This window comes from Stenotrophomonas sp. STEN013, from assembly GCF_056760355.1.
On sequence record NZ_JBRREO010000001.1, the window covers coordinates 108,555 to 131,007 of the forward strand.

The following is a 22,453-nucleotide window of genomic DNA, read 5'->3' on the forward strand; positions in this document are numbered from 1 at the left end:
AACCACTATGTCCGACCTCGCCCCCGCTCCCGAACTGGCCCCGGGCCGCTACCGCCACTACAAGGGCATGGACTACGAGGTCCTTGGCGTCGCCCGCCACAGCGAAACCCTGGAGCCGGTCGTGGTCTACCGTGCGCTCTACGGTGAAGGCGGACTGTGGGTGCGGCCGTACGCGATGTTCTGCGAAACCGTGGTCATCGAGGGCCAGCCGGTGCGCCGTTTCGCGCCACTGGCGTCCCCCACCGGATAAGCGCGGCGCCTGGTCCGACATGGGTGTACCGCCGCGCGGCAGTCGCGCCCGCAGGCGGATGGGGACACGCCTGAAGGCGTCCTTCCCAACGTACGCGAGCGCTCGTCCACTGCACTGCACGGCACTGCAACAGGCTCCCCGCACACCGGCCGGCACCGGTCAGAACCGCCTGCACCGCATGCGGGCCCGGCAAACACCCCGGTATGAAGCGCCGCGATTTCCCACGTGCGCTTCACCCGTCCTTTTCCGCGCCGTACCTATGCTGGCGCTCCATTGCCCGGAGGTTCCCAATGCCTATCCTGCGTATCCGCATTACCGGCAGCGCCGACGACGCGCGTGCCATCAGCAACCTGCTGTCCAGCCTGGAGGGCGTCGAACACATCGAGGAAACCGACGATCTGATGCCCCATCTGGATGATGAGGACTCCAGCTCGGCGGGGCTGTCCGATGAACATGGCCCGGGAATCCATGAACTGGAAATCGAAGTCGGCAACGCCGCCACCTCCCAGAACGTGCATCTGGCGGTAGAGCGGCTCGCGCGGACGCTGGATGTCTTTGTCGAATACGAGCACGACGAAGGCTGACCGCGCCGCCACTCATGGCGGCAATACCGGCGTCATGCCGCCACGGGGATGCCCCTGGCTTCGCGGGGGCTCCCGGGCAGCGGCCGGTTGGCCTGCGGGCCGCCCCGGCAGCGGTACACCAACCAACGGCAGGTGCAGCCGCCACCACAGCCACCTATGCTGGCCGACATCAATCGCCCCATAGGATCACCGATGCGCAAGCACCTGCTCGCCGCCGCCCTGCTCGCCAGCCTTGCCGGCTGCCAGAGTGGCGAAGCCCCCACCACCCCGTCCGCCGCCACCGAGCAGGCCGGGCAGAGCCAGGCCGACGCCCAGTTCGCCGAACTGTCCAAGAAGGCCCTGGACACCTGGATGCAGCTGTCCCCGGTCAGCGCCACGCAGATCGGCGATCACCGCTTCGATGCCGAACTGGACGACGTCAGCGCCGCCGGCCAACAGAAGAGCCTGGAAGCGAGCAAGGCGCTGCTGGCCGATCTGGAGAAGATCGACGTGAGCAAGCTCGGCCGCGAGAACCAGGTCGATGCCGCCATCCTGCGCAACCAGCTGCAGTCGGACATCTGGTCCAACGAGACGCTGCAGTCCTGGCAGTGGGACCCGCAGGTCTACAGCGGCCTGGCCGGCAGCGCCATCTACGGCCTGATGGCGCGCGAATTCGCACCGCTGCCCGAGCGCCTGAAATCGGCCACCGCGCGGATCGAGAAGATCCCGCAGATCTTCGCCGCCGCCCGCGCCAACCTCGATCCGGCGCGGGTACCGAAGATCCATGCCGAAACCGTCGCCAAGCAGAACCGCGGCATCCTCAGTCTGGTGGAAACCTTCATCGTGCCCAACCTCGGCCAGCTCGAAGCGGCCGACCAGGAGCGCCTGAAGACCGCCATCGCCGGCCTGACCAAGGCGGTGGAAGAGCAGCAGACCTGGCTGGACAGCACCCTGGTACCCAACGCCAAGGGCGAGTTCCGCATCGGCGCGGAAAAGTACGACCAGAAGCTGAAGTTCTCGCTCAACTCCTCGCTGTCGCGCGCCGAGATCGGCGAGCGCGCCCGTGCCGAACTGGCCCGCGTGCGCACCGACATGTACGGCATCGCCCAGGTGGTATTGAAGGACAAGCCCGGCGCACCGGAGATGCCGGCCAATCCCACCGACGCCCAGCAGCAGGCGGCGATCGAAGCGGCGCTGGAACTGGCCTATGCCGACAAACCGGCCCGCGACAAGGTGGTCGAAGACGCCAAGGCCGCACTGGACCAGTCCACCGCGTTCGTGCGTGAGCACGACCTGATGACCCTGCCCGATTCGCCGGTGGACATCATCCTGATGCCCGAATTCCAGCGCGGCGTAGCCGTGGCCTACTGCGATTCGCCCGGCCCGCTGGACAAGAATCTCAAGACCTTCTACGCCGTCTCGCCGATTCCCGACGACTGGAACGACAAGCAGGTCGATTCGTTCCTGCGCGAATACAACAGCCGCATGATCCACCTGCTCTCCATCCACGAAGGCACGCCGGGCCACTATCTGGAAGGCTGGCACTCCGGCAAATTCCCCTCCACCCTGCGCGCCGTGCTGCGCTCGGGCCTGTTTGCCGAAGGCTGGGCGGTCTATACCGAACGCATGATGCAGGAACAGGGTTATCTGGATAACGACCCGCTGTTCCACCTGGTGCAGCTCAAGTTCTACCTGCGCACGATTGCCAACGCCATCCTCGACCAGGGCGTGCACGTGGACAACTGGAGCCGCGAACAGGCCATGCACCTGATGACCCACGACGCCTTCCAGCAGGAAAGCGAAGCGGCGGGCAAATGGGTCCGCGCCCAGCTCACCTCGGCGCAGTTGCCAACTTACTTTGTCGGCGCGCAGGAACACTTCGACACCCGCAAGGCCGTGGAAGAAAAACAGGGCGCCAACTTCACCCTGAAGGCCTACCACGACCAGATCCTGTCCTACGGCGCCCCGCCGGTGCGCTTCGCGCGCCAGCTGATGCTGGACCAGCCGATCGAGTGACGCTCGACCTGCGCTGATGATTGACTGCACAAGCCCGGGATCTCTCGGGCTTGTGCTTTTTCGTCTCCACCGATCATGGGCGTGTGCTCGGCAGTCCACCAGGCAATCGGAGCCTACGTCACGATTTCGAACGCCCATGGCTACAGCTGCATATCACGCCCTGCCTGCCGTGTGATGGAATGCCGGCCACCGCGTAGCGGGGCCACATACGACGCGGTGTTGAATTCCTGTCAAAAGATCTGGCTGCCGCATTCCTGCCGCTGGCCAATCCAGCACGATGGAAGGAGGCTCTGCAGATCATCGAGTGCTTCCACCGACTCAACGCCAACGGCCTGCGTAGCAGCGCATGACGTGCATCCCGTCCACCTCCAGCAAACATGCCTTCCTGTATATCGCCGTGCCCTGTGCGCCGCCTACAATTCCGCCTCCAAAGCACAACGATTCACAAACACGGAGACGGCTTCAACATGGAAACCAATGCAATCCTGGCCTGGACGCTGGTATCGGAGTGCCCGATTCCTCCAGACGTGAACGAGATCCTGGTGCAGGGGGAGTTCGCCGTGGCGGCCTACAAGACCTTCCGTGATTCGGCAGTGTTCACCAACAAGCGACTGATCGTGCGCGACGCGCAGGGCATCACCGGAAAGAAGGTGGAGATCTACTCGTTGCCGTACTCTTCGATCTTCATGTGGTCTTCGGAGAACGGCCACGGTCTGTTCAACTTCAATTCCGAAATTGAACTCTGGACCAAGGCCGGGCACATCAAGGTCAACCTCAACAAGGGGCTGGACGTGCGACGTCTGGACAACCTGATCGCCCAAGCCGTGCTGGGTGGCGCAGCATCGCCGGCCGTCGCTACCGGTCACGCGGTGCCCGGGAACCCACCTCCGTTGCCATAGCCGTCGCCGGCCTTGGGGCCATCCCTTCTCCAGAACGGATGAATCAATCCACCAGGGCACAAGGACGAGGCATTTTGGGGCCGGAGTCGATTGTTCGATCCGGCCCGTTTGTTTTAGCGATGAATCAAGGACAACAGCATCGACATGCTGGGCGCGAGCTCCTTTGACCCGCCATTCGGCTTTTGACGAGCGTTGGTTGCGAAAAAACCAAAACCGCTTCCGCCAGACGCGTGTCAATGCGATGGAACCGCATCGATTCCGCGCGAGCCTCAAGGATCGGGACATCGCGGAGCTCGCCTCGCTCAAACGACCTCGTCCTCTTCTCCCGATCCACTACGGTGCTCGGCACGCTTACATGGTTCGGTGCTTCGGGACAGTCACGACAGGCTCACGACGGTCCGTTTGAGGCTTTTTATTGTTCCAGAGTAGCTCCGAGCTACTCCGCTGAGGCTCTTTGCTGTTCCCGATTAAGTGCCGAACTACTCCGTCAGGGCTTTTTGCCGCTGCGGACAGGCTCCCAGCTCTTCGCTGGCTCGGCCTTGTCCCCGCCGCAAAATCTGTAGCTCGCACCATGCAGGCGTAGTGGAGCCCGCCCGGTCTGCGGCTATCATCGGCCCCACGCGACACTGGAAATTCCATTCACGACCAATCAGAGACGATCTTGGCGCGGCTCAATCCAACTATCAGGCAAGCAAAGGGGAAACAGGGATGTACTACATTGAAGTGGCGTTGTTCGCTTTGGGCGTCGTGCTGCTCATCACCGGCTACCGCAGGAACCGGCGCAACATGCTGCTGGCCGCAGCCATCGTTCTGTTTATGTCGGCTGCCACCGGCCCCTTCGTCGAGGGCTACCAGGAAGGCTACTCCCGTAACCAGGACAGTCACTCCTGACTGGCTTTGATCAACGGCCCGGCCATTCGCTCAAGCCGCACCCGCCTGGCGGGCTTGCTCATTCCGATTGGCAGGTGCCAGGGACCGTACCGCCGATGCCACGGCGGCGACGCGCCCCAGACATCGGTTCGACTTACAGCACATAAGGAGACGACTCATGCGTTTGTGGATGATGCTTCTGCTCGCCCTGGGACTGGCAGGCGGATTTAACTGGTGGAGCAAGCGTGCCCCCTCCGCCCTTCCCACGATCACCGCAGACAGCGGGGTCAGCAGCAATCGATTCATTCCGGTGGAAATGCCCGGCGGCACACCACGCAATACCGTATTGGTTCTGGCGCCACCCAACTGTCCTTCGGAGCAGGCGCAAAAGGCCGAAGCCCTGATCCAGGCACTGAAAGATCATGGTATTCCCGTCACAAGGGGCAGCTCGATTTCCTTCGAGCTTGCAAATCCCGATGCGGAGCAGCGTGCGGCGGTGGATCGCACCGTCGAGGTTTTCAAGCAGGGCGCGCCAGCCGTATTTATCAACGGCATGGGAATGTCCAACCCCAGCTTCGCGCAGGTTGCCGCAGTTTACGAAGACAGCCGTCGCTAGAGCGGTTTGCGTCGAGGCGATGCAGGATATGGAAGATGCCCCGCCTGCTGGCGTTTGGGTCCGCCGCGCCAGCATCTGCGACGGGCGGCTCCCATCCGCCGGATAATCTCCGAGCTACTCCGTTGAGGTTTTTTGCGGCTCCGGTGAAGTTCGGAACCGGCGCTTCCGGGCCTGTGCGCGATCCAGCGGTGGCTTCCGGAGCGGTCCATACGTCGCCACCAGCTTTCTCCGTGCAGTCCACCTTGATGACCGGAAAGCCGGTCGCAGCCGCTGGATCTGGTTCGTGGTTGAAAACCGGACAGCTGAAAAAAAACGTTCCAGAAAGTTTGGCGTCCACCTATGGCCTTCAGATTGGACTTTCAGGATGAACATGAACCCGAGATCGGTGACGCTCAACGTCCATGTATTTGTGGCTGTCGCCAGTTACCTGGCCTGCTTCTTCTTTCCGGCCATCTATGTCGGTGGGAATTTTGAGCCGCAGTCGTCCCTTGGTCTGCTGCTTATGGGATGGGCAGCGGCACTTGAATTGAATTTCGGCTGGTTCGCCAATCCCGCATTTCTGATCGCGGCATTCCTGGCACAAAAGAAACCGCGGGCCTCGGCAATCCTGGCTGTCGTGGCGCTGGCTTTGGCGCTTTCGTTCCCGCTGTATAGGCATGTGCGCGTGCACGAAATATCTTCACAGTCGCCGGTCAGCGCCTATGGTTGGGGATATGCACTGTGGGTGATGTCGATGGCACTGCTTGCGGCCGGACAGTTTGCCCGCCTCCGCCTTGGGCGTGAAAGCCTCGTCCTGCTGGCGGCCCTGTCAGCCGGAGGAATGGTTGCCATGATGTATGGAATCTATGGTGCTTCCGGATCTGGCGGACTGCAGGCGCACGCGAAGGAACGGGATCGCGTGTTTGATGCCAGCTGCGTCACTGCAGGCATGCAGGTTGTGCGGCGTGCAAAGGACGTGCGCAGTGTGTTCCTGGCACCGGATTGGAGTTGGACGATCGCACCACGAGGTTCGCGGGCATCCAAACTCAAATATCGAACGTATGGCGCAATCATGCGCAATGGCCTCCTGCGTAGTGGGAAGCTCGATTTTGTGGTGACGACCGCTCCCGAAGGACAGCAAGGCTACTTTCAGTTCACACCGGACAACATGGACGGCATCACAGTGCCGCAGCCACAAGGCAGGTATGCGGTGCTGACCCGGGCACGCGATTTCCCCTGGCCGCTGGGACTGCAAGGTGAAACCATTGAGATCAAGGATCGAGGCGACGGTTCATTGCTTGCCAGTGCCAGCTACGTGCTGGATACGCAATCGGGCCGCTATTGCGGTCCACCCGGAAATACTTTTTCGGCGCAGGCATTCGCTGCCGAGGTATTGGGGCTGTAGTCCCTCCCAGGCAGGGGCGGATGCCCGCTTCGCCTGAGCGCGGCACATTCGCCCCGGCCGCCCCCTCCCTGCCCGTCAGGATGTCCCGTCGATGCCCGTGTCCCCGGTGTTGGCCGGTGCGCAGACAGCCCCTCTGCGGTAGCCGCTTCAGAAGCTTCATCGCGGTATTCCCCACTTGGGCGGTTGCTGTGCCCCCTCGGTCGCATGCCGGTGGCGAGGGGGCCACCACCGTGACAGGTTGCTCACCTCTGCTCACAACGGATGTCTCCATGAAGCGGCACTTCCCGACCCTGTCGCTGGCATCATCGCCGGCATCGATACGCAAGCGTTGGGGCCGGCACGCCATCGGGACAGCGGCCATGCTGTGCGCGGCACTGTCCGCCAGTGCCCCTGCGCTGGCTGCAGACGCCTGCACGCTGGCCGATAGGCCGGAGGCGGACTGGCAGCTGCGCGTGCCATTTGAGGTGATCGATGGCCGCATCTACGTTCCGGTGGGCGTCAACGGCCGCGGGCCGTTCCGGTTTGCCGTGGATACCGGCGCCAGCGGCATGGGCCGTGCGGACACCAGTCTGGTCTCGGCACTGGGATTGACGGTTCACGGGCAGGCGGACAACTCCGATGGCGTAACCCGTGCCAAAGCGGATGTGACGCGGCTGGATTCGTTGGCACTGGGAGGCCTCGTCCACCGCGATCTTGAGGTCATCACCCGCGATTACAGCGGCAACAAGCCGGCGACCGAGACGTTCTCCGGCATCCTCGGCCGGGAGTTCTTCAGCGACGGCCTGCTGGTCATCGATTACCCGGAAAAGACCCTGTACTTCTCGCGGACGTTGGCGCTGGCTCAGGACCAGTCGGGCGCGATCGGCTATGAGCGCGCTTTCCGCATCCCGGTGACCATCGGCGGGGTGGCAACCACCGGCAATCTGGATACCGGCGCGAACGTGAGCTTCGTGCTGCCGCAATCGCTGTATGCCCAGCTGGCCGACACCCCGCTGCAACGCGCCGGCACCGGCACGCTGTCCAACACAACCCTCGAAACCGGGCGCGCGCAGCTGCCTGGCCCGTTCCGCCTGGGCGACGTGACGCTCGCCAACGTCGAGGTCCGTGTCTCCGGGCGTTATCCCGAACTGCTGGTGGGTGCGCATGTGCTGCAGCAGATGACGGTGATGATCGACCAGCGCTCCCGCGCCATCGCCCTTTGCCAATAGCCACGGCGCGCGCGGGTTCCACTGTCCATCCGTATCAGGGCCAGAACGGCGCTGATCGGGCCGCCCCGGCTTGCCGAGCGTACTACTCGGACCGCCGGGCAATTTGCCAGGAGCGTCGAGCTTTCTGCTCGGACGACGGAGCAATCTGCCCGGTGGACGGAGCTTTTTGCCCGGAGCGCCGGGTAACTGAGCTCGGGGCGCCGACCTATTTGCCCGGAGCACCGGGCTTTTTGCTCGGACCTCGGAGCAATCTGCTCGGGGCACGGAGCGCTTTGCCCGGGTCGCCGGGTAACTGAGCTCGGGGCGCCGAGCTATTTGCCCGGAGCGTCGAGCTTTCTGCTCGGAAAGGCGGAGCAATCTGCCCGGTTGACGGAGCTTTTTGCCCGGAGCGCCGACTACCTGAGCCCGGAACGCCGGGCAATTTTCCCGGAACGCCAGGTTTTCTGCTCGGAGAGGCGGAGCAATCTGCCCGGTGGTCTGAGATTTTTGCTCGGGCCGCCGAGTACCTCAGCCCGGAACCCCGGGCTGTTTACCCGGACGACGGGGCGGTTTGCTCGAAGGGTCAGGCTTTTTGCCGGCGCGCCAAGGCTTCCACCACGCCCACAGCTGGCGCGACACCGCCCCCGCCGGTCCTCACCCTCGCCTTCTCCCCGCTCCCATAGAGTCGGTCTTCGCAACGCCCTGCAACCTCCACCAGCGTCCCAGCCCCCCCCCCTCCCAGGAGATCCCATGAGCAACACCTCCCCCGAAGACCGCCGCCCCACCCCCGATCCGGCCGAAGACAACGCGTTCTTTCCGTCACCCTACTCGCTGAGCCAGTTCACCTCGCCCAGGTCCGACCTGGACGGTGCGGACTATCCCACGCCCTACACCGGCGGGCGCTGGAAGCTGCTGATGATCGGCGCCGATGAGCGCTATCTGCTCACCGACAACGGTACCCTGTTCTCCACCGGCAACCACCCGGTGGAGACCCTGCTGCCGATGTACCACCTGGACAAGGCCGGCTTCGCCTTCGATGTCGCCACGCTGTCCGGCAATCCGGTGAAGTTCGAATACTGGGCGATGCCTTCAGAAGACACCGAGGTGTTGGGGCTGTTCGCCAGGTACCGCGAGGCGTTCAAGCAACCACTGAAGCTGGCCGACGTGGTCGAGACGGCGCTGGGTGAGGATTCGGACTACCTCGGCGTGTTCATCCCCGGCGGCCATGGCGCGCTGATCGGACTGCCGGAAAGCCCCGAGGTCAAGGCGGTGCTTGAATGGGCTGCGGCAAAGGACAAGTTCGTGATCTCGCTGTGCCATGGCCCGGCGGCGTTTCTGGCCGTGGGCGACAGCCCGATCTACCGGGGCAAGAAGATCGTCGCCTTTCCCGATGCGATGGACGCGCAGACGCCCGACATCGGCTACATGCCCGGCCACCTGACCTGGAAGTTCGGCGAGCAGCTCAAGGCCCTGGGCTTCGACATCCTCAACACCGGTATCTCCGGGGCGGTGCACCGCGACGGTACCCTGCTGACCGGCGACAGTCCGCTGGCCGCCAACCCGTTGGGCAAGCTGGCCGCCACCACGCTGCTGGAGGCCGTCCACAACCGATAGCCGGCAGCCATCACCGCGCGGCGTTTCGCCGCGCTTGCAGCTTCGCGCCCGATCATTAAGCTGACGCCCCCCGGTGGGGGAGCGGACACGCAACGCGCTGCACGCGGCATGTGCATCCGTGCAGTGCGCCCTTCCCTCCCGCAATCGCGCCGCTCCGGCGCAACTGGTGGTATTTGTGAGTAGTGCGCTCGTGGATGCCGTTGTTTGATACCCACGAGTTCCGATGAAACACGTAATTGCTTTTGTCCTGCTGCTGGCCGTCAGCGCCAGCGCATATGCCGATTTTGATGGCCGGGTGGTCAAGGTCGCCGATGGCGACACGGTCACGGTGCTGCACAACCGCGAGCAGGTGCGGGTGCGGCTGGGCAGTATCGACGCCCCGGAAAAACGCCAGGCCTTTGGCACCCGTTCGCAGCAGCATCTGTCGGCGCTGGTGTTCGGGCGCACGGTGCGGGTGGTCGAAGACGGCAAGGATCGTTACGGCCGCACCATCGGCGTGCTGCATGTGCAGGGCGTCAACGTGAACCGGGAAATGGTCAGGGCCGGCATGGCCTGGGCCTATACCGACTACTTGAATGACCGCCTGATGCCGGTACTGGAAATCCAGGCGCGCGTGAGCGGCACCGGTCTGTGGGCCGATCCCCACCCGGTGGCGCCGTGGCAGTTCCGCCGCAATGAAGCGGCGGCACGACGCGCGAAGAAGGCGCAGAACTGACGGCCAAGGGCCGGCGGACGCCGCGCATGGCCGGCTCCGGCCGGCGGCATGACATGCTGCGTTCCACGATCCACCGGCCAGGGCGGCAACCTGGCGGCAGCAGAGCGCCTATGCTGTGGGGACTTTGATTACACGCGTGGTCCCGCCCGCGTCGGCTTTCCCCTCTCAAGGAGTTCCACCATGTCCCTTTCGATGTACAGCGCCTCGGTTCCCGTTCTCAAGCAGATGCTCTCCGCCCTGTCCGAGGTGTTGGCCAAGGCCGAAGCCCACGCCACTGAGAAGAAGATCGACCCCAACGCGCTGCTCGGCGCGCGCCTGTTCCCGGACATGTTCCCGCTGGTGCGCCAGGTGCAGATCGCGGCCGATTTCGCCAAGGGCATCAGCTCGCGCCTGGCCAATACCGAAGTGCCCTCGTGGCCGGACAATGCCGAGGCCGGCTTCGCCGAGCTGCAGGCGCTGATCGCCAGGACGCTGGCACATGTGGACAGCTTCAGTGCCGAACAGTTCGAGGGCAGCGAGTCGCGCGAGATCGTGCTGCGCGCCGGCACCCCGAAGGAGAAGAAGCTGCAGGGCAGCGTGTATCTGCTGCAGTACGGGCTGCCGCAGTTCTTCTTCCACGTGACCACCAGCTACGCGATCCTGCGCCACAACGGTGTGGAGCTGGGCAAGCGCGATTACATGGGCAGCTACTGAGTCTGCCGACACGACAGGCTTTGCCACATTGAGGAAACCCCGGGTGCGCTCCGCTTACCCGGGCTACCCGCTGAAAGCCTCCGCCAGCGCTGCTGGCGGGGGCTTTTTGTTGCCGGCAGACAATAGTCCGTAGTCCGGGCAAGGCCAACGGCCGCGCCCGGGAACGCCGCCTCAGTCCTCCGCCGCCACAAAGCCGCCGGTCTGCCGCGCCCACAGCCGCGCATACAGGCCACCGGCGGCAATCAGTTGCGCATGGGTGCCGGTCTCGACAATGCGCCCCTGGTCCATCACCACCAGCCGGTCCATGCGCGCGATGGTGGACAGGCGGTGGGCGATGGCGATCACCGTCTTGTTGCCCATCAGCTCGTCCAGGCTCTCCTGGATGGCCGCCTCCACTTCCGAATCCAGCGCCGAGGTCGCCTCGTCCAGGATCAGGATCGGCGCGTCCTTGAGCAGCACGCGGGCAATGGCGATGCGCTGGCGCTGGCCGCCGGAGAGCTTCACGCCGCGCTCGCCGACATGGGCGTCGTAGCCGCTGCGGCCCTCGCTGTCGCGCAGCTCGGCAATGAAGCCATCGGCACGCGCCTTGGCCACGGCCGCGCGCATCTGTTCCTCGCTCGCGTCGGGGCGACCGTACAGCAGGTTCTCGCGGATCGAGCGGTGCAGCAGCGAGGTGTCCTGGGTGACCACGCCGATGTGTGCGCGCAGCGAATCCTGCTGCACAGAGGCGATATCGACGCCATCGACGAGGATGCGGCCGCGTTCGACGTCGTGGAAGCGCAGCAGCAGGTTGACCAGGGTGGATTTGCCCGCGCCCGAGCGCCCGACCACGCCGATCTTCTCGCCGGCCCGCACGTGCAGGTCCAGCCCTTCGATCACGCCGTGGTTCTTGCCGTAGTGGAAGGACACGCCCTCGAAGCGGATGTCACCGGCCAGCCGTGCCAGTTCCGGAGCGCCGGGCGCATCGTCCACCGTCGGCGGCAGCGAGATCGAGTTGATGCCGTCATGCACGGTGCCGATGTTCTCGAACAGCGACGACAGCTCCCACATGATCCACTGCGACATGCCCAGCATGCGCAGCACCAGCGCCACGGTCACGGCGATCGCGCCGGCACTCACCACACCGCCCTGCCACAGCCACAGCCCCAGCACCACCGAGGAAAACAGCAGCAGCATGTTCAGCGCATACAGCAGCGAGTAGACCCGCGTTGCCAGACGCATCTGTGGATGCACCTTGTCCAGGAAGCCGGCCATCGCTTCGCGTGCGTAGGCCTGCTCGCGCCGCGAATGCGAGAACAGCTTGACCGTGGCGATATTGGTGTAGCTGTCGACGATGCGCCCGGTCATCTCCGAGCGCGCGTCGGCCTGCTCGCGCGAGATGCGTTCCATGCGGGGCACGAAATGCCACATCAACAGCGCATACCCGATCAGCCAGGCCACGAACGGCAGCATCATCCGCCAATCCGTGGCACCGGCCACCACCAGCGTGCCGATGAAGAACACCAGCACGTAATTGCCGATGTCGAACAGTTTGACCACCGTCTCGCGCACCGCCAGCGAGGTCTGCATCAGCTTGGTGGCGATGCGCCCGGCGAACTCGTCCTGGAAATAGCCCATCGACTGCCGCAACAGGTAGCGGTGCACGCTCCAGCGGATCCGCATCGGGAAATTGCCCAGCAGGGTCTGGTGCTGCACCAGCGAATTGACCATCACCAGCAACGGCAGCCCGACCAGCACCAGCAGCGCCATCCACAGCAGGCGCGGGCCTTCGGCCGCGAGAAAGCTGGCCGGCGTGCTGCTGCCGAGCCGGTCCACCAGCGCGCCGACATAGGCGTAGAGCGCCAGCTCGGCCACCGCGATGCCGGCGGTGGTCAGCGCCATCAACAGCAGCCATTTTTCCGCGCCACGCGTGTAGTGCCGGCAGAACGCATACAGCCCGCGCGGCGGCTGCGCGGGCGGATCGGACGGGAACGGGTCCAGGCGGGATTCGAACCAACGGAACATGGAAGCAGGCCAGCGATCAGACGAGGTGGGCCATTGTCGCGTATCCCTGCAGTACAGAGCGCACAGGGCACGCGCCTGGCTGTGCGCCACCACCACGGCAGGCCCGCCTGCGGGCGGAACGGTCCCGCTATCGCCGGTAGTTCGGCATGCCGGACTGCCGGGAACAACCGGTCGCGCTATCTGCCTCGCCGGTGGTGACCCGGCAGCGCCGGCGTGATGGAACCGGTCTGCCGCTTGGCGACCACCGGCCTGACCGATGGGGCCTTGGCACTCATTTCTTGTCAGACACCGGCACCAGCAGCAGATCCTGGAAGTCGAAGCTGAAATCGGTCAGCGCAGACACCGCCTGCATGCGCACCTCGCGCACCTTGCCGTCGGGGTCGAGGCTGAAAGTGACGAAGGCGTCGGCGTTGAGTGAGCGGTTGTCCCAGCGCACGATGAAGGTGTCGTGCTGCCAGTGCTCCATGGTGCCGACCAGGTCGGCGGTGGCACCGAAGCGCAGCCGCAGCTTGCCGCTGTGCTGCTCGACGAACACATCGCCATACCACGCATCACGGTACGCGCCGGCATAGCCGGCCAGCGGCAGCGACGGCTTGCTCTTGGCATCGCGCGCGGCCTGGTGTTTGGCCCAGCCTTCGTCGGCCTTGTCCTGCGACTTGGCCACGGCGGCGGCATAGGCGCCCACCCAGTCGTGCGCCGGCGCATTGAGCATCGCGTCGAGCACGCTCATGGTGATGGCGTTGAACGCGGCGCCGGACTCGGCATTGGTCAGCACCACCACGCCCAGCTCCTGCCCGGGGACCAGGGTGAGCCGCGACACCTGTCCCGGCCAGCCGCCGGTGTGCCACACCAGTTTCTGTCCGCGGTAGTCGCTCAGGCTCCAGCCCTCGCCGTAACCGGCGAAGTTCGGCCGCGCCGCTTCCAGCTGCGGCACCGACGGTTTGGGCACGGCCTGCGGAATCTGCATCTGCCACATCTGCTGCTGGGTCTTCTCGCTGAACAGCGGCGTGCCATCGGCGAGCCGGCCTTCGGCCAGCTGCACGTTCATCCACTTGGCCATGTCCTGCACGCTGGAATAAAGGCCACCGGCGCCGGCGGCGTTGGACCAGGTCAGCGGTGACACCGGACGCAGGTCGGTGAAATCGAACTTGGCGTGGCCGACGGCGGCCTTGTCTCCGGGCTGGAGGTGATCGGCGTTGTAGCGGGTGCCGGCCATGCCGACCTTGTCGAAGATGCGCTGCTGCAGGAAGGCATCGAACGACTTCCCGGACACGGTTTCGATCACCTGCTGGGCCACGGCATAAAGGATGTTGTCGTAGGCGTAGCGGTCACGGAAGCCGCCCTTGAGTGGCACCTTGGCCAGCCGCGCCACGACCTCGGCATTGGAGTAGGTAGTGGTCGGCCAGAACAGCAGGTCACCGGCCCCCAGGCTCAGGCCGCTGCGGTGCGAGAGCAGATCGCGGATGCGCATCTCGCCGGTGACATAGGAATCGGACATGCGGAACGAGGGCAGGTGGTCGATCACCCGGTCGTCCATTTTCAGCTTGCCGTCCTCGGCCAGCAGGTTCAGCGCCGTGGCGGTGAAGGCCTTGGTGTTGGAGGCGATGGCGAACAGCGTGTCGGCCTGCACCGGTTCGGGCTTGCCCAGTTCGCGCACGCCCCAGCCGCGCTGCAGGATGACCTTGCCGTCCTTGACCACTGCCACCGCCACGCCCGGCACGTCGAACTGATCACGTACCCGTTCCACGGTGGCATCGAGCTGCTGCAATTGCGCCGGCGTCACGGTTTCCTGTGCCAACGCGGCCTGTGCGGCCATCCCCATCGCGAGCACCAGCCCGCCGCCCAACCAGTTGTTCAATGTGTGTTCCCTCTGGATCGATACCCGCCCCGCACGGGCCGGCCTTGCCGCGATGGTAACGCGCGCACGCGCACGCTCGCCTTCCACCGCCCGCAGGAACGCCGCCATGGAACTTGCCGCCCGCACCACCGCCACCTTTGTTCCGTGCCTGCGCTACCGCGATGCGCCAGCCGCCATCGACTGGCTGTGCCACGCGTTCGGTTTCCAGCGCCATGCGGTGTACCGGGACGGTGACATCGTCCACCACGCGCAGCTGGTGTTCGGCAACGGTATGCTGATGCTCGGCTCGGTGCGGCCCGGCCCATGGGGTGCGAACATGGTCCAGCCCGATGAGGTGGACGGCCGGGAAACCCAGAGCGTCTGCGTGATCGTCTCCGACGCCGATGCCCACTGCGCCCGCGCCCGGGCCGCCGGCGCGCAGATCGTCATCGCGCTCGCCGACCAGGACTACGGCGGCCGCGGCTATGGCTGCCGCGATATCGAAGGCCATCTGTGGTGGTTCGGCAGCTACGATCCCTGGCAGGCGCCGACGGCTCCCTGACCCGGCACAATGGTGCTTTGCGTGGACACGTTGCGCATGGATGACCTGTTTTCCCGCGATGTCCGTTCGCCGTCCGGCTTCCACGTCGGCATCGGCGGCTGGACCTATGCCCCCTGGCGTGGCGGCGCGTTCTATCCGCCCGGGCTGGTGCAACGGCGCGAGCTGGAGTTCGCCAGCCGCCAGCTGACCAGTATCGAGATCAACAGCACCTACTACGGCGCGCAGAAACCGGCGATCTATGCCGGCTGGCGCGATGCCACGCCGGAAGGTTTCGTGTTCTCGGCCAAGGCGCCCAAGCGCATCGTCACCGCACGCAAGCTGGCGTCCACCGGTGCGCAGGTCGAGGATTTCATCGATGGCATCAGCCATCTGGGTGACCGGCTGGGGCCGCTGCTGTGGCAGTTCGAAGCCGGGCGTGCGCTGGAAGCGGACGACTTCGCCCGCTTCCTGGCGCTGCTGCCAACGCGGGTCAACGGGCGCCAGCAGCGGCATGCGCTGGAAGTGCGCGAGCGCAGCGTGTTCACCACGCAACTGGTGGCGCTGGCCCGGCAGCACGGCATGGCACTGGTCTATACCGACTCGGCCACGCATCCCAACGCCGCCGACCTGTGCGGCGACTTCGTCTATGCGCGGCTGATGGACAGTCGCGACGCACACCCCAGCGGCTACCCGTTGCCGGAACTGGCCCAGTGGGCCGAACGCGCGCACCGCTGGCGACAGGCGGCCGCGCCTGCCGATCTGCCGTACCTGGTGCCGCCGGACACCGTCGCCAGCACCCCGCGTGAGGTGTTCATCTACTTCATCAGTGCCGCCAAGCACCGCAACCCGGCGGCGGCGCAGGCGCTGTTGCGGCTTCTGGGGGAAAAGTGACGGAAGCGGCACAGCGACCGGACCGGCCATCGGCGACAATTCGCCCATGCCGATGAACGACACCCGCAAAGCCCTGCTGCAAATCCATTTCTGTGTGCTGTTGTGGGGCGTGACCGCCATCCTCGGCAAGCTGATCACCCTGCCCGCCCTGCCGCTGGTGTGGTGGCGGATGCTGCTGGTGGTGGCGATGCTGGCGCTGCTGCCGCGGGTCTGGCGCGGGCTGTCCAGCCTCAGCACACGGCTGGTACTCGGCTATGCCGGCATCGGCGCGCTGGTGGCGTTGCACTGGCTGACCTTCTACGGTGCGGTGAAGCTGGCCAACGCCTCGGTGGCGGCGACCTGCATCGCGCTGGCGCCGGTGTTCACCGCGATCATCGAACCGTGGATCGCCCGGCGTCCGTTCCAGCTGCGCGAACTGGCGCTGGGCGTGGTGGTACTGCCGGGCGTGGCGCTGGTGGTCGGCGGCGTGCCCGACGGCATGCGCCTGGGCGTGGCGGTGGGCGCGCTGTCGGCGTTGCTGGTCGCCATCTTCGGCTCGTTCAACAAGCGCATGGTCGGCCACGCCGACCCGCTGACGGTGACCGCCCTGGAGCTGGGCGCCGGCACCCTGACCCTGACCCTGCTGGCGCCGCTGCTGCCGTTCCTGCTGCCGGCCCTGGCCAGCGATCTGTGGGTGCTGCCGGATCTGCACGATGGCCTGCTGCTGCTGGCCCTGTCGGGGCTGTGCACGCTGCTGCCGTTCGCGCTGGCACTGGTCGCGCTGCGCCACCTGAGCGCCTATACGGTGCAGCTGGTGACCAACCTGGAGCCGGTGTACGCCATTGTGCTGGCGATGCTGTTCCTGGCCGAGCAGCATGAGCTGTCAGCGCAGTTCTATCTGGGCGTGACGATCATCCTCGGTGGCGTGTTCCTGCATCCGCTGCTCAACCGCCTGCGGCCGGCCGCCACCGCCAGCTGAGCGCCACACACGGCAACGACCTCGCGCCGTCCTGCCGGCAGGACCCGCTCAGTCGGCCAGCACGACCCGGTCGCGGCCCTGGGCCTTGGCCTGGTAGAGCGCGGCATCGGCCCGGCGCAGGGTATCGGCCGGGGTTTCCCCGGCACGGTGCGCGGCCAGACCGATGCTGACCGACAACGGCAGCCCGATCGGCAACAGGCGCACGGCCTCGCGCAGGTACTGGCATTGCAATTCGGCCTGATGCAGCGGGGTCCCGGGCATCAGGATCACGAATTCCTCGCCACCGAAGCGGGCAGCCATGCCGCGTCCGGCAAACTGCGCGCGCAGCACATCGGCCAGTTCGGTCAGCACGCGGTCGCCCTCGCTGTGGCCGTGGATGTCGTTGACCCTTTTGAAGTGGTCGATATCGACGATGGCCACCGCCGGCGGCCCCTCGCCGCCGCGTTCGATCGAGGCGGACATCGCCGCGGCCAGGGCGCGGCGGTTGGGCAGGCCGGTCAGCGGATCGGTGCGGGTCTGTTCGGACAGCTCCAGATTGGTCTGTTCCAGCTGCTGGTAGTACTCGGCCAGCCGGGCCTCGTACCACGCGTGCTCGCGATGGTGATGGTCGATCTCGCGGCGCAGCAGACGCATTTCCATCATCCGTCCCACCTGCCGCGACAGCGCGCGCAGGGCGCTGGCACGGTCCGCATCCAGCATGCCGGGCGCCGAATCGAACACACACAGGGTTCCCAGCGCGTGGCCGTCACTGCTCAACAGGGGGGCGCCGGCATAGAAGCGGATGTTCGGTTCCCCCACCACCGCCGGATTGCCGCAAAAGCGGGCATCCTGCCGCGCATCCGGAACCACGGTCAGCTGCCCGGGCTGGAGAATGGCATGGGCACAGAACGCCTCGTCACGCGTGGTCTGCTCGCTCTCAAACCCCTGCAGCGCTTTGAACCATTGGCGGTCCTGATCGATCAGGGTCACCGCGCCCATCGCCGTCCCGCACAGTGTGCGGGCGATGGTTACCAGATCCTCGAATTCCTGCTCACGGGCGGTATCCAGGATGCGGTAGCGGTGCAGCGCCGCCAGACGTTCGGCTTCATTGGCGGGAAGCGCGGGTTTGATCATGCTCGGTTTCCGATCCGGCGGCTGGCATCAGGTGGGCATCTGGGATTCTAGCCACCGCACGCAGAGACGGCAGCGAGCCGGTCACACTTCACCAATCGGTCTGTTGCGGCAGCAGGCCGCGCAACTCCTGTTCGGTGAGATTGCGCCACTGTCCGGGCTTGAGTGCACCGAGCTTGATGTTGTCGATGCGCACGCGCCGCAGCTGGGTGACGCGGTAGCCGAACTCGGCGGCCATCAGGCGGATCTGCCGGTTCAGACCCTGCTCGAGAATGATGCGGAAGCCGAATTTTGCGATGCGCGAGGTGCGGCACGGCAGCGTCATCTCGTTGTGGATGCGCACACCACGGGCCATGCCGCGCAGGAACTGGTCGGTGACCGGCTTGTTGACGGCAACCAGGTATTCCTTCTGATGGCCGTTTTCGGCACGCAGGATCTTGTTGACGATGTCACCATTGCTGGTCATCAGGATCAGGCCTTCAGAATCCTTGTCCAGCCGGCCGATCGGGAAAATCCGCTGCTCGTGCCCGACGAAGTCGACGATGTTGCCGTTGACCTCGGTCTCGGTGGTGCAGGTGATGCCCACCGGCTTGTTCAGCGCGATGTAGACATGGCGACGGCCAGTGTTCTTGTGAACGGCGCGGGTGCGCAGCGGCTGGCCATCGACCAGCACCTGATCGCCCTCGCCCACCACGGCGCCGGTGCCGGCAACGATGCCGTTGACGGTGACGCGGCGGGCGGCGAGCAGGCGATCGGCCTCACGGCGGGAACAGAAGCCGGTTTCGGCAATGTGCTTGTTGATTCGGATTGTCATCGGGCGATTATCCGCCATCGCCTGCTGCCCGAACAGCGCGCGGCCGGTTCAGGCGGTTTCCAGCTCCGAGCCCGCATCCACCACGCGATTGCGGCCCGCGCGCTTGGCCCGGTACATCGCGTTGTCGGCCCGCCGCATCAGCCCGGCCACATCCTCGTCCCGCGCCTGCAGCTGCGCCAGCCCGATGCTGACCGTCACCACCAGCCCTTCATGCTGCAGATTCCGGGCGTTGTGCGTGATTTTCTCGCGCATCTGCTCCAGCCGCGGCGCAGCCACGCCGGCCGTTGTGCCCGGCAGCAGCACGAGGAACTCCTCGCCGCCCATGCGGATCACATCCATCTTGTTACGCACGCCTTGCGCCAGCGTCCTGGCGACCAGCACCAGCACCTCGTCGCCCACATCGTGGCCGTAGCGGTCATTGATCTGCTTGAACAGATCGATATCGAGAAAGCCGATCGACAGCGGCTGTGCACTGGTGCGCGCCTGCTGCATGTACTGCTCCAGCTGGCGCAAGCCGGCGCGACGGTTGGGCAGACCGGTAAGCGCATCGGTGTCGGCCAGATGCCGCATCTCGTCGCGCTGCTGGCGCAGACGGCCCAGGCCACGGTTGAGTGAATAGGCCGAGACCATCAAAAACCAGGTGACCGACAGCTGGATGATTTCGACCCGGTACTGGACCAGCAGCCGGCTGCCGAACAGATCCGCCAGTTCGATCACCAGCAGCGGCAGCACCGCCGCCAGCCCCTCCAGCGCCCTGAAATTGCGCCGGCACAGCGATACGCCCCCCAGCAGGAAGGTCAGCGCGCAGATCAGCAGGAACAGGTGGTCCAGGGCCATTCCCACCCACGACAGCAGTGGCCACGGCATCGCCGGCGCGCCCAGCGCGAGCACGACCAGCACAGCCAGCAGGCCCTTCATCACCGGCCGCGAGCGCTGCAGCACCCGCGGTCCCCCGCACAGCCGCCACATGATCCAGCCCATCACCGCGACCCGCAGCGAGGACAGCGCGACCTGCCACCACGCCGCCGTGCGCCCCACCGGCAACCACGGCTCGGGATAGCCGCTGAGCCCGCTCAGTACCGACTGCCAGACCACCAGCAGCACGCACACCAGCGCGTACAACAGGAATTCGCGCCCGAGCGTGGTGAGAAAACCAATCAGCGCCGACAACGCCAATGCCAACGCGATGGCGATGCAGGCGGTGCGGATCAGCAGTCGCACGGTATCGATCTGCTGCACCGGACTGGGGGCCCCCAGTCGTACCGTCGGAATCCAGCGGGCCTTGAGCGGCGGCTCCCAGGCGACCTGGATCGGCTCACGGCTGCCGGCCTTGGGCACCACCACCATGCCGATACCGGCCCGGAACCGGGAATCGCGGGTGCGCGCGTCCTGCATGTGTCCGCAGACCTGGCGGTCACCGTGATGGATCATCACCTCGCCGGCGAACACGTTGAACACATCCACCGCCTGCGGGGCGCCGGACCAGCCGCCGGCGGGCGCCGGAATATCGATGCCATCGTTCAGCCGCGCCAGCGCCTCCGGCGAACAGGTCCGTATCGGCGCCGGTTGATCGGTGGCCGCGCCAACCAGCAGATAGTCACGGTCAAGCTGCAGCGGCCCAGCATTGCCTGCCCCGGACCAGACCACACCTACCAGTGCCAGCAGGAGCATGGCGACGATCATCGTTGCGCCACGTGCACCTGCCACCTTGCATCCTTCCACCATGCCATCCCCAACGCGCACTCCAATGCGCCGGATCGGATTATCGCAAGAACCCGGCGCATCCATCACGTGAAGGCGTCGTGGCACCTGCCCCAGGTCCGGAAAGTGACCATTGCACCCGATTTGTCAAGTCAACCAGCGCCCCCCCCCCCGACCGCAGCCTTTCCCGCCCCAATCCCCTGCCCTGTTCCCGCCGGCCGTGACCTCCATCCCGGTTCCCCGCTAAAGTACTTGCCCTTTCTGCCGATAACGCCTGCTTACCTTGAGCAGTCGCGCACTCTGTCATGCACAGCATTACCGCCGTTTCGTCCGCTATCGACAACGAGAATCCGGCGCTGGTTGCCGCCTGGCAACGCGGACTGACCGAAGCCGGCCCTGCCGCGACGCAGGTGTTGGCCCAGCTTGCCGATACCGGCGCGGCCGAAATGGCGGTGCATTTCTATCAGGTGATGCTGGATGACAAGCGGGCCTCACGGCTGCTGTCACACGACCAGGTGCGCACGCGCCTGCAGCCGGCCATGCAACGCTGGGTGCGGGATTTGCTGCTGGCCACGCCGGAACGGGTGGAATCGCTGATCGCCGCCCAGCGCGTGGTGGGCGATGTCCACGCCCGGGTCGGTATCCCCGTCGACCTGGTGACCCGCGGCATGCGTGTGCTGAAACAGCGGCTTTTCCAGCTGATCAGCGAGCAGGCCGGACACAGCGAGCACGCGCACGCCGCCGTTGCCTGCCTTACCGCCTCGTTCGACATCGCACTGGAATGCATGACCCTGGCCTACTCCAATGCACGCGAACGCTCCTCGCGCACCGATGCGGCATACCGGCTGTTCTCGCTGGTGCAGAACGTGGGTACCGAGCGCGAACGCCAGCGCGCCCTGCTGCTGGACTGGGAAAACACCTTGCTTTATGCGTTGGCCAGCCAGAACGAGACGCCGGAGTTCCAGTCGCTGGCCGGCTCCGAGTTCGGCCTGTGGCTGACCCACAAGGGCATTCCCAGCTTCGGTGAAAGCTCCGAAACCCAGCAGATCTGCGCGCTGATGACCGCAGTGGACCAGACCCTGCATGACACCCTGGATACAAAGCGCGACCTCAAGGTGCGTTCGGCCCATCTGCAGGAAGTGCGTGCCCGCGTCGGCCAGATACGCAACCTGCTGGGGATGCTGTTCGAGCGTATCGGTGAACTGGACGCCGGCTGCGATGCCCTGACCAACCTGCTCAATCGCCGCTTCCTGCCTACCGTCCTGCGCCGGGAAATCGAGCTGGCGAGCAAGAACAAGGCCGGCTTTGCGGTGTTGCTGCTGGATCTGGATCACTTCAAGAGCATCAACGACCAGCACGGCCATGAGGCCGGCGACCGCGCCCTGCAGCACATCGCCGGCATGCTCAGCCAGTTCACCCGTGGCAGCGACTACGTGTTCCGCTATGGCGGCGAGGAGTTCGTGGTGGTGCTGGTGGCGGTGGACGAGCGTCAGGCGCTGGTCATCGCCGATGGCCTGTGCCGGCGTATTTCCGATTCACCCGTCCCCCTGGCCGATGGCCAGCCATTGGCGATCACCACCAGCATCGGGGTCGCCCTGTATGACGGGCACCCGGATTACGAGCGCGTCATGGCACGCGCCGATGCCGCGATGTACCAGGCCAAGAAACAGGGCCGCAACCGCATCGTGCTGGCCGACGACAGCCTGCCGGAAGCCCCGGACCGTGCTTCCCTGCAGAACCGCTGACTTCCCTGCGCCGGCGCAGGGCCGGTAGCACATTAGCTTCGCCGG

20 protein-coding genes are annotated in these 22,453 nt (G+C 65.6%); 15 read left to right on the forward strand and 5 right to left on the reverse strand.

What is annotated here, in order from left to right:
- Nucleotides 1-7 precede the first annotated feature (7 nt).
- From ACVOMH_RS00485 to ACVOMH_RS00535, 11 genes are all read left to right on the forward strand, one after another.
- The gene (locus ACVOMH_RS00485) at nt 8-250 is read left to right on the forward strand and encodes a DUF1653 domain-containing protein (protein ID WP_481550692.1); all 243 of its coding nucleotides are present in this window, start codon (nt 8-10) and stop codon (nt 248-250) included.
- Between the two features lie 290 nt (nt 251-540).
- Nucleotides 541-834 carry a hypothetical protein gene (locus ACVOMH_RS00490; protein WP_054660288.1) on the forward strand — a complete coding sequence of 98 codons (294 nt, stop codon included), beginning with the start codon at nt 541-543 and terminating at the stop codon, nt 832-834.
- Nucleotides 835-1,026: 192 nt separating this feature from the next.
- On the forward strand, nt 1,027-2,829 hold the full coding sequence (locus ACVOMH_RS00495) for a DUF885 domain-containing protein (RefSeq protein ID WP_481550693.1): 1,803 nt from the start codon (nt 1,027-1,029) through the stop codon (nt 2,827-2,829).
- A gap of 467 nt (nt 2,830-3,296) precedes the next feature.
- Nucleotides 3,297-3,728 (forward strand): PH domain-containing protein, encoded by a 432-nt coding sequence (locus ACVOMH_RS00500; protein WP_481550694.1) that lies wholly within the window; start codon nt 3,297-3,299, stop codon nt 3,726-3,728.
- A 708-nt stretch (nt 3,729-4,436) separates the two neighbouring features.
- Complete coding sequence (locus ACVOMH_RS00505) at nt 4,437-4,619, forward strand: hypothetical protein (protein WP_481550695.1); 183 nt, start codon at nt 4,437-4,439, stop codon at nt 4,617-4,619.
- A gap of 157 nt (nt 4,620-4,776) precedes the next feature.
- Complete coding sequence (locus ACVOMH_RS00510) at nt 4,777-5,214, forward strand: hypothetical protein (protein WP_481550696.1); 438 nt, start codon at nt 4,777-4,779, stop codon at nt 5,212-5,214.
- Between the two features lie 364 nt (nt 5,215-5,578).
- On the forward strand, nt 5,579-6,598 hold the full coding sequence (locus ACVOMH_RS00515) for a hypothetical protein (protein ID WP_157722844.1): 1,020 nt from the start codon (nt 5,579-5,581) through the stop codon (nt 6,596-6,598).
- Nucleotides 6,599-6,867: 269 nt separating this feature from the next.
- Complete coding sequence (locus ACVOMH_RS00520) at nt 6,868-7,806, forward strand: aspartyl protease family protein (RefSeq protein ID WP_481550697.1); 939 nt, start codon at nt 6,868-6,870, stop codon at nt 7,804-7,806.
- A 729-nt stretch (nt 7,807-8,535) separates the two neighbouring features.
- Complete coding sequence (hchA, locus tag ACVOMH_RS00525; RefSeq protein WP_481550698.1) at nt 8,536-9,399, forward strand: glyoxalase III HchA; 864 nt, start codon at nt 8,536-8,538, stop codon at nt 9,397-9,399.
- Between the two features lie 223 nt (nt 9,400-9,622).
- Nucleotides 9,623-10,114, forward strand: a complete 492-nt coding sequence (locus tag ACVOMH_RS00530) for a thermonuclease family protein (protein WP_481550699.1) — start codon at nt 9,623-9,625, stop codon at nt 10,112-10,114.
- Between the two features lie 180 nt (nt 10,115-10,294).
- Nucleotides 10,295-10,807: a DUF1993 domain-containing protein gene (locus ACVOMH_RS00535; RefSeq protein WP_481523599.1), complete on the forward strand. Its 513-nt coding sequence runs from the start codon at nt 10,295-10,297 to the stop codon at nt 10,805-10,807.
- Between the two features lie 171 nt (nt 10,808-10,978).
- Here the strand turns inward: ACVOMH_RS00535 and ACVOMH_RS00540 are convergent, their stop codons facing one another.
- Together ACVOMH_RS00540 and ACVOMH_RS00545 are read right to left on the reverse strand one after the other, a co-directional pair.
- A complete protein-coding gene (locus ACVOMH_RS00540) occupies nt 10,979-12,811 on the reverse strand; it encodes an ABC transporter ATP-binding protein (RefSeq protein WP_481550700.1) in 1,833 nt (610 codons plus the stop codon).
- 271 nt (nt 12,812-13,082) lie between these two features.
- Nucleotides 13,083-14,669 (reverse strand): serine hydrolase, encoded by a 1,587-nt coding sequence (locus ACVOMH_RS00545; protein ID WP_481550701.1) that lies wholly within the window; start codon nt 14,667-14,669, stop codon nt 13,083-13,085.
- A 106-nt stretch (nt 14,670-14,775) separates the two neighbouring features.
- On the opposite strand from ACVOMH_RS00545, the gene ACVOMH_RS00550 reads away from it, so the two are divergent.
- The 3 genes from ACVOMH_RS00550 to ACVOMH_RS00560 are packed head-to-tail and all read left to right on the forward strand — an operon-like array spanning nt 14,776 to nt 17,038.
- Nucleotides 14,776-15,210 carry a VOC family protein gene (locus ACVOMH_RS00550; protein ID WP_481550702.1) on the forward strand — a complete coding sequence of 145 codons (435 nt, stop codon included), beginning with the start codon at nt 14,776-14,778 and terminating at the stop codon, nt 15,208-15,210.
- A gap of 36 nt (nt 15,211-15,246) precedes the next feature.
- Entirely contained in the window at nt 15,247-16,080 is an 834-nt protein-coding gene (locus ACVOMH_RS00555; protein ID WP_481551136.1) for a DUF72 domain-containing protein, read from the forward strand.
- Between the two features lie 46 nt (nt 16,081-16,126).
- Nucleotides 16,127-17,038 carry a DMT family transporter gene (locus tag ACVOMH_RS00560; RefSeq protein WP_057506582.1) on the forward strand — a complete coding sequence of 304 codons (912 nt, stop codon included), beginning with the start codon at nt 16,127-16,129 and terminating at the stop codon, nt 17,036-17,038.
- A gap of 48 nt (nt 17,039-17,086) precedes the next feature.
- Here the strand turns inward: ACVOMH_RS00560 and ACVOMH_RS00565 are convergent, their stop codons facing one another.
- The 3 genes from ACVOMH_RS00565 to ACVOMH_RS00575 form a co-directional block, all read right to left on the reverse strand.
- Nucleotides 17,087-18,151: a GGDEF domain-containing protein gene (locus ACVOMH_RS00565; protein ID WP_481550703.1), complete on the reverse strand. Its 1,065-nt coding sequence runs from the start codon at nt 18,149-18,151 to the stop codon at nt 17,087-17,089.
- Nucleotides 18,152-18,239: 88 nt separating this feature from the next.
- A complete protein-coding gene (locus ACVOMH_RS00570) occupies nt 18,240-18,962 on the reverse strand; it encodes a pseudouridine synthase (RefSeq protein ID WP_481550704.1) in 723 nt (240 codons plus the stop codon).
- 48 nt (nt 18,963-19,010) lie between these two features.
- Entirely contained in the window at nt 19,011-20,669 is a 1,659-nt protein-coding gene (locus ACVOMH_RS00575) for a GGDEF domain-containing protein (protein ID WP_481550705.1), read from the reverse strand.
- Between the two features lie 299 nt (nt 20,670-20,968).
- Between ACVOMH_RS00575 and ACVOMH_RS00580 the strand changes: the two genes are divergently transcribed.
- Complete coding sequence (locus ACVOMH_RS00580) at nt 20,969-22,408, forward strand: GGDEF domain-containing protein (protein ID WP_481550706.1); 1,440 nt, start codon at nt 20,969-20,971, stop codon at nt 22,406-22,408.
- Nucleotides 22,409-22,453: the final 45 nt, after the last annotated feature.

Coding starts and splice junctions, on each gene's coding strand:
- ACVOMH_RS00485 (WP_481550692.1), top strand. CDS start 8: ATGTCCGACCTCGCCCCCGCTCCCGAACTGGCCCCGGGCCGCTACCGC.
- ACVOMH_RS00490 (WP_054660288.1), top strand. CDS start 541: ATGCCTATCCTGCGTATCCGCATTACCGGCAGCGCCGACGACGCGCGT.
- ACVOMH_RS00495 (WP_481550693.1), top strand. CDS start 1,027: ATGCGCAAGCACCTGCTCGCCGCCGCCCTGCTCGCCAGCCTTGCCGGC.
- ACVOMH_RS00500 (WP_481550694.1), top strand. CDS start 3,297: ATGGAAACCAATGCAATCCTGGCCTGGACGCTGGTATCGGAGTGCCCG.
- ACVOMH_RS00505 (WP_481550695.1), top strand. CDS start 4,437: ATGTACTACATTGAAGTGGCGTTGTTCGCTTTGGGCGTCGTGCTGCTC.
- ACVOMH_RS00510 (WP_481550696.1), top strand. CDS start 4,777: ATGCGTTTGTGGATGATGCTTCTGCTCGCCCTGGGACTGGCAGGCGGA.
- ACVOMH_RS00515 (WP_157722844.1), top strand. CDS start 5,579: ATGAACATGAACCCGAGATCGGTGACGCTCAACGTCCATGTATTTGTG.
- ACVOMH_RS00520 (WP_481550697.1), top strand. CDS start 6,868: ATGAAGCGGCACTTCCCGACCCTGTCGCTGGCATCATCGCCGGCATCG.
- hchA (WP_481550698.1), top strand. CDS start 8,536: ATGAGCAACACCTCCCCCGAAGACCGCCGCCCCACCCCCGATCCGGCC.
- ACVOMH_RS00530 (WP_481550699.1), top strand. CDS start 9,623: ATGAAACACGTAATTGCTTTTGTCCTGCTGCTGGCCGTCAGCGCCAGC.
- ACVOMH_RS00535 (WP_481523599.1), top strand. CDS start 10,295: ATGTCCCTTTCGATGTACAGCGCCTCGGTTCCCGTTCTCAAGCAGATG.
- ACVOMH_RS00540 (WP_481550700.1), bottom strand. CDS start 12,811: ATGTTCCGTTGGTTCGAATCCCGCCTGGACCCGTTCCCGTCCGATCCG.
- ACVOMH_RS00550 (WP_481550702.1), top strand. CDS start 14,776: ATGGAACTTGCCGCCCGCACCACCGCCACCTTTGTTCCGTGCCTGCGC.
- ACVOMH_RS00555 (WP_481551136.1), top strand. CDS start 15,247: ATGGATGACCTGTTTTCCCGCGATGTCCGTTCGCCGTCCGGCTTCCAC.
- ACVOMH_RS00560 (WP_057506582.1), top strand. CDS start 16,127: ATGCCGATGAACGACACCCGCAAAGCCCTGCTGCAAATCCATTTCTGT.
- ACVOMH_RS00565 (WP_481550703.1), bottom strand. CDS start 18,151: ATGATCAAACCCGCGCTTCCCGCCAATGAAGCCGAACGTCTGGCGGCG.
- ACVOMH_RS00570 (WP_481550704.1), bottom strand. CDS start 18,962: ATGACAATCCGAATCAACAAGCACATTGCCGAAACCGGCTTCTGTTCC.
- ACVOMH_RS00580 (WP_481550706.1), top strand. CDS start 20,969: ATGCACAGCATTACCGCCGTTTCGTCCGCTATCGACAACGAGAATCCG.